Raw genomic sequence first — 11,092 nt, forward strand, 5'->3', positions numbered from 1 at the left:
TCTCCGGGTTCCGGTGGATCAGGACTTGGCCGGTTCGACGCCGAACCACTTCTTGTAGATCGCGGCGTAACGGCCATCGGCCTCGATCTTCGCGAGCGCCGCGTTGACCTTGGGCACGAGCGCGCTGCCTTTCGGGAATGCGATGCCGTATTGCTGCGCCATCATCTGCGGGCCGACGGCCTTTACGCGTCCGTTGCCTGCGGTGTGAATGTAGTAGAGGACGTTGGGCGTGTCGTGCATGGCCGCGTCGACGCGTCCGGTTTGCAGTTCCAGATAGGCGTTGTCGATGTTGGGGAACTGGCGCAGGTCGGTGCTGCCGAAATGCGCTTTCGCGTAGTCCGCCGCCGAGGTGCCCGTCTTGATGGCGAGCGATTTGCCCTTCAGGTCGTCGGGGCTTTTGATCGTGCTGGCCGTGGGGACCATCAGCATGAAGCCGCTGTCGTAGTAGCCGTCGGAAAAGTCGATGACCTTCTTGCGCTCGTCCTTGATCGTGATGCCTGCGAGCGCGACGTCCACGTTATGGGTTTGCAGCGCCGGCAGGATGCCGCTGAAATCCATCGGCTGCAGCTTGTAGTCGAGCTTCAGATCCTTGGCGATGGCTGACCACAAGTCGATGTCGAAGCCGACGTACTTGTCGCCCTGCTTGAATTCGAACGGCACGAATGCGGTATCGCAGGCGACCAGCAAGGTCTCGGCTCGCGCCGCTTGACCCATGATGGACACGGCGATGAGTGCGCCCATGGCGAGCTTTGCTATGAGTTTCATGACAACCCCTTCGGTGGTGGATGGACCTGCAAAAGCAAGTGGATTTGCATCGAGTATTTATGCGCAAAATAATTTGCGCAATAGGGAAACAAAAAAATCCGGCGAGATGCGGGTTTACCCTTGGTTGACAGTGGAGATGGGGGGTTAGTGCCGCCAGAGCGGCGAAGTGGGGCTTGAAGCGTTGGTGATATAGTCCGCGCTATCCCAAAATGGCATTGACAAGCGCGTGCATAACAACCACTACAACCTTCTGCGGTTGCTATTCGCAGTTGCGGTCATTTTTTCTCATTCGTTCGAGTTGCTCGGCTTTCTGGATCCGCTGGAGCGCCTGTCGTCGGCCATGTCGGCCGGAACCATTGGCGTTTGCGGCTTCTTCATCCTGAGCGGCTATCTCACGGCGCAGAGCTGGTCGCATGAGCCGCGTCCGCTCGCGTTCCTGAAAAAGCGTGCATTGCGCCTTTATCCGGCGTTCGTGGTGGCGTCGGCGTTGTCGGTGCTCGTCGTCGGTCCGCTCGGCGCGAGCACGCTGCATTACTTCGGCGAATGGTCGCCGTACAAGTTTTTCGCCGATCTGATCGGGCTGCGCCAGCCGCGCACGCCTGCGGTGTTTTCCGGCTCGCCGGTTCCATCGGTCAATGGCTCGATGTGGACGATCACGTTCGAATTGCGCTGCTATCTGATGCTGACAGTGCTCGGCCTGTGCGGCGTCATGAAACGGCGCTGGGCGGTGCTGGCGATCGCGCTTGTCGTCAATTTCGGCGCGATGTACGGCGCACCGCATCAGCGTGGCGAAGAAGGGTTGGCTCTGCTCGGCGTGTCCGGCTTCATGATCTGGTTCGCGTCGATGTACCTGGCCGGCGTGTGTTTCTACGTGTTCCGCGAACGTATCCCCTTGTGCGCGCCGTTTGCCGTCTGCGCGCTCATCGTGTTCGTTGCCGCACTGTTCGCGCCACAGATCGTGACACGCCTGGCGACGTCGACGACAGGCGCCTACCTCCTGTTCTATGCGGGGCAGTTGCAGTCTCCGTGGCTCGCGAAGCTGCGCACGCGCGACGATCTTTCCTATGGCCTGTATCTCTACGGCTGGCCTGTCACGCAACTGATGGCGCATTGGCTGCCATCGATTGCGCCGCTGTTGGCTTTCGCATGCGTGACCGCGATTTGCGTTCCGCTAGCGTTCGCAAGCTGGCGACTCATCGAGGCACCCGCGTTGCGCCTCAAGCGTGCGATGGCGCCACGCGGCCGTCTTGCGGCAGAGTGATTGCGGTAGTCTGGCGGCTTGTCACCATCAGCCTTTCGGGAGGTTCTACGATGTCGCTGGCTCTCTACGGTCATCCTTTTTCTTCATACACGCAGAAGGTGCTCGTTGCGTTGTACGAGAACGGCACGCCATTCGAATTCCGCGTGATCGCGCCCGATTCGCCGCACACCGCCGACTGGCTGCAACGCTGGCCGCTGCGCAAGTTTCCCGTGCTGGTGGACGGGGCGCGCAATGTGGCGGAGACGAGCATCATCATCGAGTATCTACAACTTGCGCATCCGGGCCCGGTGCGCCTGCTGCCGGCCGATCCGGTGGCCGCGCTCGAAGTGCGTTTTCTCGACCGCTTGTTCGATCTGCATGTGATGACGCCCGTGCAACGCGCCGTGGAAGGCGCCTTGACGGGCGACGCCGCGAAGCGTGCCGATGGGCTCGCGTTTGCACGGGAAAAGCTTGAGTTGGCCTATGCGTGGCTCGAAACGCGGTTGGCGGACAGCGCGTGGGCCGTGGGCGCGGATTTCACGCTGGCCGATTGCGCGGCGGCGCCATCGCTGTTTTATGCGGACTGGACGCATCGCATCGCCGAGAAGTTTCCGGTACTGCGCGCCTATCGCGCGCGTTTGCTCGCGAGGCCGTCCTTTGCGCGCGCGGTGGAGGAGGGCAGGCCCTATCGTCCGCTGTTTCCGCTGGGGGCGCCGGATAGGGATTGATGTTCCGCGCAATGATGTGCGGCCGATAATTTCGGAGCTCGAATGAAAATCCTCATTGCCCGCATGAATCACGAGACCAACACATTCTCGCCGGTCGCGACGCCGCTGGCTGCGTTCGGCGGCAACGGCCCCGCATGGGGCGAGGACGCGTATCGCGAGAACAAGGGCATGCGCACGGCGATGTCGGCGTTCATCGACGCGGCCGAGCGCGAGGGCGCACAAATCGTCACGCCGGTGTCGGCATCGGCGAATCCGAGCGGGCCGGTGGCCGCCGATGCCTATGCTGCGATCTGCGAGGCGATCGTCGCGGCCGCGCCGGGTTGCGACGCGGTGTTGCTCGACTTGCACGGAGCGATGGTCGCAGAGCAGACGCCCGACGGCGAAGGCGATCTGCTCGAACGCGTGCGCGCGGCCTTGCCCGATGCGCCGATTGCGGTCGCGCTCGATCTGCACGGCAACGTCACGCAGAAGATGATCGACAACGCGGACGTGATCGTGAGCTTCAAGACCTATCCGCATGTGGACATGTACGAGACGGGCGAGCACGCCGCGCGCCTGCTGTTCGCGCGCTTGAAGGGGCGCGCGCGGCCAGTGCTCGCATGGCGGCGTCCGCCGCTGCTCACCTCCACGCTGCGCAGTGCGAGCGCCGATGGCGCGATGCGCCGCGCCATCGAAGCCGCGTGCGCCGCCGAGGCCGCGGGCATGCTGGCCGTATCGGTGCTCGCGGGTTTTTCGCTCGCGGACATTCCCGCGCCGTGCATCAGCGTGGTGGTGGTGGGCGATGGCGATGTCGCAGCGGCAGAGGCGGTGGCCGAGCGCATCGCGCGGCAGATCTGGGACGAGCGCAGCGAGTTCGTCTATCGCAGCCCGCCGCTCGCCGAGTCGGTCGCGCGCGCGGCGCAACTCGCGCAGGACGCGCAAAGCACCGGCAAGCCCGTGCTCCTGCTCGATCACGGCGACAACTGCATGTCGGGCGGAACGTGCGACACGATGGATTTGCTCGAAGCAGCGCTCGCACAGGGGATCACGGGCATGGTGAGCGGTCCGCTGTGCGATCCCGAGGCCGTTGCGGCGCTGATCGAAGTAGGCGTAGGGGCGCGCGTGACGCTCGGCATCGGCAACAAGCTCGCGCGCGAGGGCGTTGCGCCGCGCGCGCCGTTCATGGCCACCGGCGTCGTGCGCGCCATCACCGATGGCGACTACGTGATCACCGGCCCGACTTATACCGGCCAGCGCGCCTATATGGGACGCGCGGCGGTGCTCGACACGGGCGCGGCCACGCTGGTGGTGACCGAGCGCACGCACGAACCGTGGGACCTCGGCGTGTTCGAGAGCGTGGGCATCGATCCGCGCCGCGCGCGATTTCTGCTGCTGAAATCGCGCATGTATTGCCGGCCCGTGTTCGTGCCGATCGCGGCCGGGCTCGTTGAATGCGACAGCCGTGGCGTCACGGGATCGGACTACGGGCTCTTTCATTACGCGCGGCTCGCGCGCCCCGTTTATCCGCTCGATGAGGAAACCGCGTGGCGCGAGCGGTGATCCCATGCCACAAGCCTGGTAATCCGAACGATTGTCGATAACGCATCCAGGCGCTCACCAACCGCGAAGGCTGGCGCGCTGCTCGACGCAGACTGAATTCATAATCTTGGCGTGCGTTGATTGGGCGGAATGGGCCGTTCAGTGTTCGTCGAGGGCGCGCACGATCGCTCGGCACGCCGCGGGCACGGGGCCGATCACCGGAATGGCGAAGCGTTGCCCGAGCGCCTGCGCCGCACGGCCTAGTGGCCCGCCGCCGATCACCACGGCTTGCGCGCCATCGGTCTCCAGGCAGGCCCGGACGGCCTCCGCTAGCGCGGCTTCGAGCGCCTGCGGATCGTTCCCGCGCTGCGTAGGGTCGCCCGGCGTGAAGTGCGCTCCGGTAAAGGCGGCGGCGAGCCCAAGCTGCCGGACTTTCCTGTCGATCGACGCAGCCAGCGCGGGCGTGGTGGTGGCGATGCCGAAGCGGCCGTGTTGCGCCGCCTCGTGCATGGCCGCTTCGCCTATGCCCACCACCGGCACCGTCAATCTGCGCCGCAGCGCCTCGATGCCGGGGTCGCCAAAGGCCGCGACAATGACACCGCCGGCATCGCCCACGTCGAGCGCACCGACCGCATCCGCGGCCGCGCGCAGGTCGTGCTCCTCGACGATCATCGGCACGCCGCTCGCCATCGTCAGGCCACGGACTTCCGCTTGCGCACCGAGACTCGCGCGCGCGATCTCCAGCATCATCTGCGTGGTGGCCTGCGACGTATTAGGGTTGATGAGCAGGATAGGGTTCATTTCACTCCGGGAATCACGATCGGCCGGTGGAAGCGGCGCTCAGCGCGAAGATAACGTACATGGCGACCGGTGGGATGGAAGTCGAGTTTCAGCATGACTCCTCCCATTGGATTTTGCATGAAACATTACATTTTCATAACTAACGGCCCTGCTGGTCTCCACGTTAGACCATAGGCCGAATGGACCATGGCGCGGCAGGGGGCTCCCACTATCTTGTCTGCATTCGATGCGAGGCCGAGTCACTACGGGCACGAAGCCACAGGCGCCCCGCACGTTTGAACCAGGAGACGGTCCATGAAGCGCACGAAAAACGTGTGCGCGCTTACCGTTGCGGCACTGGCTACTGTCGCGGCCGTAAATTACTCGACGGACGCTCCCGACCAGGATCGGTATGCCGCCAGCGCATCGCCTTGCCGCTCGGCAGATCCAAGCGGCCAGCCCCACGACTGCGCACCGCTGGATCGGTCCCGCCTGACCATTGCCGCTTTGCGCGGCATGTGAAGCACACCGCGATCTTCCGCGTTCGACTCCCGCCTGATTGAAAATCAGCCTGGGCATTGTGCGATTCATGCCGCATTTTTAAGCCGCGATTTATGTCGTGATTTTTGCGGGGATTTATTTATGTTTTTTTTAGCAATCGGCGAAGGTAGGCTCCATGCTATTGACTAGCAAAAGGGGCAAATCATGTCCGGAGCGCCTGCGTCCCGCGCGCCGTCGGCCAAATCGCTGAAAATCGACGCGATCCGGTTCATGGCGGCGCTCTGGGTGATGCTCTATCACTTTGGTCCACCGCCGTTCAAGGCGTTCTTTCCGGCCTCGCTCGCGGGCGTCGGCGGCGCGCTGTGGTCCGGCTCCGTATTGCTATTCGCGGGACCGGCCGCCGTAATCGTGTTTTTTGTCATCTCCGGTTATTGCATTCATAACGCGTATCATCGAGACGCCACGCTGCGGCCCATTAATTATTTTGCATCGCGTTATGTGCGCATTGGATTGCCGCTCGCCGTCGTTGCGCTGCTCTGCCAGCCGCTCGGCAATGCCGCCAATCTGCTGCAATCGGTGCTCTGGTCCCTTTACTGCGAGATTGTCTACTACACGATCTACCCGTTGCTGCGCAGACGCTTTCGCTACGTGGGCGAGATGATCGTCGGCGTGGCGCTTGCCGCTGCGGTGATGGTCTGGTACCGGCACACGCATACGCAGCTCGTGTGCGCGCATTGCGTCTATGAAAACTATGGCGTGGCCGGCACTGCGTTCCTGTATCTGCCAGGCTGGCTGCTTGGCTGTCTCGTGGCCGAAATGCACCGCACTGCCATCGACGGCCGCGCGAGCTTTCGCGCATCGGCGCTCACGGCGAGCATTGCGCGCTGCATCGGCGCTGTGTCGGGATGGCTCGCGAAGCATCTGGCCGCCGCGCGCGTGGTGATCGTGGCCGCTGGATCGTTCACGTTCCTGCTTGCGTCCACCTCGCATATCAAACCGGCTTTTCTGCCGTTCATCGGGCCGGATATCACGTTGCCGGTGTTTCAGTTCGTCGTGGCCGGCTGGATTGCGGCGGAAACGGCCACCCACGGAAGCAGCGCATTCTGGCGCTACGCGGGTGCGCTCGGCGCGTGGTCGTACAGCCTGTATTTGTGCCATAAGCTTGCGCTCGCCATTCTTGGCGTGACCGGCTATCCGCAGGGACAAACGCTTGCATGGCTTGCAACTGTGGCCGTTGCGATTGCAACGAGCTACGCGTTCTATTGCGCCGTCGAGCGGCCGTCGCACCGGCTCGCGCATCGCCTGAGAAAGTTTGTTGCGAAGGCGCCTGCGCAATCGGTGGTCGATTGAGGAGACGGGGGCAAAACTCCATGAATCGACGCATTCACATCATCGACACAACGCTGTTGCGCAGTGCTTGTTACGAGCACGGCCTGGCGCATCAATGTGAACGAAGCTGTCACGGCGAGCGGCCTCAGTCCTTGCCCCAGCGCCAGCGGGGCGGCTCGCCCTTGAGCCAGCACACGACAACGAGGACAACGCTGTACAGCACGACCAGCGAGATGAAGGCCGCGCGATGCTGGTCCGGCGGTGCAAAGCGCACGGTGGCGCCAATCAGCGCGAAATAGACGAGCAGGACCGCCCATCCTTGCCAGCGGGCCGGCAAGCCCCAGCCCCAGCCATAGCGTTTGGCCCGAAACCAGTAGTCCGGTGTGGGTGACATGATGCAATCTCCTGTTGCGCGCGCGGCACATAGCGGCCCGTAGCAGCTCGTAGCGGCTCATGGGCGGGCCGCGCGGTCGATGTCCATTCGCGTATTGTCTTCGATTTCGCCTCCCGGCCGAAGCGACGATCTATCATGCGGGGATTGCCATTCATGCTCGTGTCCCGCCATGCGTATCGCTCCTTTGCCGCCTCTTCCATGTCTGGTCGCTTTTGAAGCCGCGGTGCGGCACGCAAGCTTTACGCGGGCGGCCAGCGAATTGCACCTGACGCAAAGCGCAATCAGCCGCCAGATTCAGCAGCTCGAGGAATTTCTCGGGCGCTCGCTGTTCGTGCGCGAGCATCGTTCGCTGCGCCTCACCATCGCGGGCGAGCAATATGCCGCGCAAATCCAGCGCTTGCTCGCACAATGCGCCGACGCAACGCGCGAGGTCATGAAGCATTACGGCGATCTCGAACTGACCGTTGCGTGCTCATCGGGCGTCTCGGTGCTCTGGCTCACGCCGCGGCTTCCGGCGTTTATTGCAGCCCATCCGAACGTCAAGCTGCGCCTGATCGTGCGCGACAGCCTCGCGTCGATGTCGCCGGCGGAATTCGACGTGGGCGTCTATTACGTGCGCCAGCAGGCGAGCGCAGCCTATACCGCACGCCGGCTCTTTCACGAAGAGGTCTTTCCCGTCTGCTCGCCCGCGTATCTGGCGGGCCGCACGCTCAATGCGGGCGACCTTGCGAACGAGACGCTGCTGCTGCTCGAAGACGGGCAGCGCCAGTGGATGTCGTGGCCCGAATGGCTTGGCCTGAACGGCGTGAACATGCCCAAGGCCCCGCGCAGCATCACGATCAATCACTACCCGCAAATCGTGCAGATGGCGATTTTAGGCCAGGGCATCGCGCTCGGGTGGCGCTACATGATCGACGCATGCCTGAACGAAGGCTTGCTCACGCGCGTCTTGCCGGCAATGGCCAGCCACGGCGGCGGCTATTACGTGCTTTCGCCCAACGATCGCGCGGAGAACCAGGCGGCGCGCCTGTTCACTCGCTGGCTATTCGAGCAGGCACAAGCGCAAATGCCGGCGCAGTCATTCGCGCAGTCATCCGCATAAGCACAACCCAAAAGCGCGGCGCAAAAGCACGCCAAAAGCGCTTCGCATGCGCCTGGCGCATGCATGCATGCGAATCTTTCGTTTCAGGAATTAGCGCGAGTGTCCTTAGCATGTCTCTCATGCGGGCAAGTCCCGCTCCGATCAGAAAAGGGAGGAGACGATGCAAGGAACACTTTCGCAAAACGCAGTGCCCGCCGTCCACATAGCCGCGCGGCAGCGGCGCCGCGCCATCATTGCGACCGTGCTGGGCAATGGCCTCGAATGGTTCGACTTTACCGTCTACAGCTTCTTCGCGGTCATCATCGCGAAGCTGTTCTTCCCCACTGGCAACGAGCTGAGTTCCGTGCTGCTCACCGTGGCGACCTTCGGCGTGGGCTTCGTCATGCGCCCGGTGGGCGGCATCGTGCTGGGCGTCTACGCCGACAAGGTCGGCCGCAAGGCCGCGCTCTCGCTCACCATCTTGCTGATGGCGCTCGGCACGGCCATCATCGGCCTCGCGCCCACGTACGACCAGGCGGGCATCGCGGCACCGTTGCTGATCGTCGTTGCGCGGCTGCTGCAGGGCTTTTCCGCCGGCGGCGAAATGGGCGGCGCCACCGCATTTCTCACTGAGTACGCGCCGCCCGGAAAGCGCGCGTATTACTCGAGCTGGATCCAGTCGAGCATCGGCTTCGCGGTGCTACTGGGCGCGGCCACGGGCACCTTCGCCACCACCTTCCTCGATACCCAGGCGCTGTATGGCTGGGGTTGGCGCGTGCCATTCCTGCTTGGCATCCTGGTCGGGCCGGTGGGCTATTTCATCCGCAGCCAGATGGACGAAACGCCCGCGTTCAGCGCCATCGAGGAGCAGGGCAAGGAGCATTCGCCGCTCAAGGAAGTGCTCGCGCGCTTTCCGCGCGAGACGTTCGCGAGCTTTTCGATGGTGATTCTCTGGACCGTGTGCACCTACGTGCTGCTCTTCTATATGCCGACCTATTCGGTGCGCACGCTGCACCTGCCGCAATCCACAGGCTTCTTCGCCGGCATGATGGGCGGCCTCATGATCATGTGCTGTTCGCCCGTGGTCGGCAAGCTTGCCGATATCTGGGGCCGCCGCGTGTTTCTTTGCGGTTCTGCGTTCGCGATCCTGGTGCTCGCGTGGCCCATGTTCACGTGGATCAACCAGGCGCCCGGGCTGATGCCGATGCTCGTGTTCCAGACCGTGTTTGGCGTGCTTATCGCCGCTTATACCGGACCGATTCTCGCAGCCTTCGCCGAACTCTTTCCCACCAGGGTGCTCTCGACCGGGCTTTCGGTTGCCTACAATTTCGCGGTCACGATTTTCGGCGGCTTCGCGCCGTTCCTGATCACGTGGCTGATCGCCCGCACGGGCAGCAATATGGCGCCCGCGCTGTACGTGATCGTCGCTGCGGCGATCAGTCTGGTCGGCACGTTTTTCATCAAGGACGCCCGGCACGGCGAACGGCGTGCGGGATCGGCAATTCAATGAGGATGACGAATATGTCCATAACGGTAATTCACGGCGGCAATGTACTCGACCTCGTTCGCGGCGTGCTGCTCGAACATCATCATGTGGTCATCGAAGGCGAGCGCATTGTCGAAGTCACGGATCGCCCGGTCGATTATCCCAACGCCCGCGTGATTGACGCGCGCGGCAAGACTGTGATGCCGGGCTTCATCGACTGTCACGTGCACGTGCTGGCCTCCAATGCGAATCTGGGCACCAACGCCGGGCAGCCGAATATCCTCGCGGCCATTCGCGCACTGCCGATCATGCAGGCCATGCTTTCGCGCGGCTTCACGAGCGTGCGCGACGCCGGCGGCGCCGACTGGGCGTTGATGCAGGCCGTGGAGACGGGTCTCGTGCCCGGACCGCGCATTTTTCCCTCCGGCAAGGCGCTTTCGCAAACGGGCGGCCACGGCGATTTTCGCCCGCGCGGCGACCTGCTCGAACCTTGCTCGTGCTGCTTCCGCACGGGTGCGATTGCGCGCGTGGTGGACGGCGTGGAAGGCGTGCGTCTGGCGGTGCGCGAAGAGATTCAGAAGGGCGCCACACAGATCAAGATTATGGCGTCGGGCGGCGTGGCCTCGCCGGTCGATCCGATCTCCAATACGCAGTACTCCGAAGATGAAATCCGTGCGATCGTGGCCGAGGCCGAGGCGGCCAACACGTATGTAATGGCGCACGCCTACACGGCACGTGCGATTGCGCGCGCCGTGCGGTGCGGCGTGCGCACGATCGAGCACGGCAATCTCGTCGATGAGGCGGCGGCACGCGTCATGCACGAGCACGGCGCGTTCGTGGTTCCCACGCTCGTCACCTATGACGCGCTCGCGCAGCACGGCGCACAGTTCGGGCTGCCGCCCGATTCCGTGGCGAAAGTCGCAAGCGTACAGCGCGCGGGCCGCGAATCGCTGGAGATCTACGCGAAGGCCGGCGTGCCGATGGGCTTCGGCTCGGACCTGCTAGGCGAAATGCATGCGTTCCAGTGCGGCGAATTCCGGATTCGCGCCGAAGTGCTCGGCAATCTGGAAGCGCTGCGTTCCGCGACTAGCGTGGCCGCCGATATCGTCAACATGAAGGGCGAGTTGGGCGTGATCGCAGCGGGGGCGATTGCCGATGTGCTCGTGCTCGACGGCAATCCGCTCGCCGATATTGGCGTGGTGGCCAACGATGGCGAGCGCGTGGAGTATGTCCTGCAACGCGGCAAAGTAATGAAGGGCAGTTAGGATTG

Annotated in this window: 11 protein-coding genes; 8 read left to right on the plus strand and 3 right to left on the minus strand. The window is 63.6% G+C overall.

Annotated elements, in window-relative coordinates:
• Window positions 1-18: 18 nt before the first annotated feature.
• Window positions 19-765: a glutamine ABC transporter substrate-binding protein GlnH gene (gene glnH, locus NH14_RS17170; RefSeq protein WP_035525250.1), complete on the minus strand. Its 747-nt coding sequence runs from the start codon at window positions 763-765 to the stop codon at window positions 19-21.
• 226 nt (window positions 766-991) lie between these two features.
• Between glnH and NH14_RS17175 the strand changes: the two genes are divergently transcribed.
• The 3 genes from NH14_RS17175 to NH14_RS17185 are packed head-to-tail and all read left to right on the plus strand — an operon-like array spanning window position 992 to window position 4,272.
• Window positions 992-2,026: an acyltransferase family protein gene (locus tag NH14_RS17175; RefSeq protein ID WP_035525247.1), complete on the plus strand. Its 1,035-nt coding sequence runs from the start codon at window positions 992-994 to the stop codon at window positions 2,024-2,026.
• A gap of 50 nt (window positions 2,027-2,076) precedes the next feature.
• The gene (locus tag NH14_RS17180; protein WP_035525245.1) at window positions 2,077-2,733 is read left to right on the plus strand and encodes a glutathione S-transferase family protein; all 657 of its coding nucleotides are present in this window, start codon (window positions 2,077-2,079) and stop codon (window positions 2,731-2,733) included.
• Window positions 2,734-2,775: 42 nt separating this feature from the next.
• The gene (locus NH14_RS17185; protein WP_035525241.1) at window positions 2,776-4,272 is read left to right on the plus strand and encodes a M81 family metallopeptidase; all 1,497 of its coding nucleotides are present in this window, start codon (window positions 2,776-2,778) and stop codon (window positions 4,270-4,272) included.
• A gap of 138 nt (window positions 4,273-4,410) precedes the next feature.
• On the opposite strand, the gene NH14_RS17190 is transcribed toward NH14_RS17185, so the two are convergent.
• Window positions 4,411-5,052, minus strand: a complete 642-nt coding sequence (locus tag NH14_RS17190) for an aspartate/glutamate racemase family protein (protein WP_035525239.1) — start codon at window positions 5,050-5,052, stop codon at window positions 4,411-4,413.
• Window positions 5,053-5,346: 294 nt separating this feature from the next.
• Between NH14_RS17190 and NH14_RS17195 the strand changes: the two genes are divergently transcribed.
• Entirely contained in the window at window positions 5,347-5,553 is a 207-nt protein-coding gene (locus NH14_RS17195; protein ID WP_152617118.1) for a hypothetical protein, read from the plus strand.
• 183 nt (window positions 5,554-5,736) lie between these two features.
• Window positions 5,737-6,882: an acyltransferase family protein gene (locus NH14_RS17200; protein WP_052147963.1), complete on the plus strand. Its 1,146-nt coding sequence runs from the start codon at window positions 5,737-5,739 to the stop codon at window positions 6,880-6,882.
• Window positions 6,883-7,006: 124 nt separating this feature from the next.
• On the opposite strand, the gene NH14_RS17205 is transcribed toward NH14_RS17200, so the two are convergent.
• Window positions 7,007-7,255, minus strand: coding sequence for a hypothetical protein (locus tag NH14_RS17205; RefSeq protein WP_035525238.1), 249 nt, complete (start codon window positions 7,253-7,255; stop codon window positions 7,007-7,009).
• Window positions 7,256-7,424: 169 nt separating this feature from the next.
• On the opposite strand from NH14_RS17205, the gene NH14_RS17210 reads away from it, so the two are divergent.
• The 3 genes from NH14_RS17210 (at window position 7,425) to NH14_RS17220 (ending at window position 11,087) form a co-directional block, all read left to right on the plus strand.
• A complete protein-coding gene (locus NH14_RS17210; protein ID WP_035525235.1) occupies window positions 7,425-8,357 on the plus strand; it encodes a LysR substrate-binding domain-containing protein in 933 nt (310 codons plus the stop codon).
• Between the two features lie 160 nt (window positions 8,358-8,517).
• The gene (locus tag NH14_RS17215) at window positions 8,518-9,846 is read left to right on the plus strand and encodes an MFS transporter (RefSeq protein ID WP_035525231.1); all 1,329 of its coding nucleotides are present in this window, start codon (window positions 8,518-8,520) and stop codon (window positions 9,844-9,846) included.
• An 11-nt stretch (window positions 9,847-9,857) separates the two neighbouring features.
• Window positions 9,858-11,087 (plus strand): metal-dependent hydrolase family protein, encoded by a 1,230-nt coding sequence (locus NH14_RS17220; RefSeq protein WP_035525660.1) that lies wholly within the window; start codon window positions 9,858-9,860, stop codon window positions 11,085-11,087.
• The last annotated feature ends 5 nt before the right edge of the window (window positions 11,088-11,092 follow it).

This window comes from Paraburkholderia sacchari (assembly GCF_000785435.2).
GTDB classification, from domain to species: Bacteria; Pseudomonadota; Gammaproteobacteria; order Burkholderiales; family Burkholderiaceae; genus Paraburkholderia; species Paraburkholderia sacchari.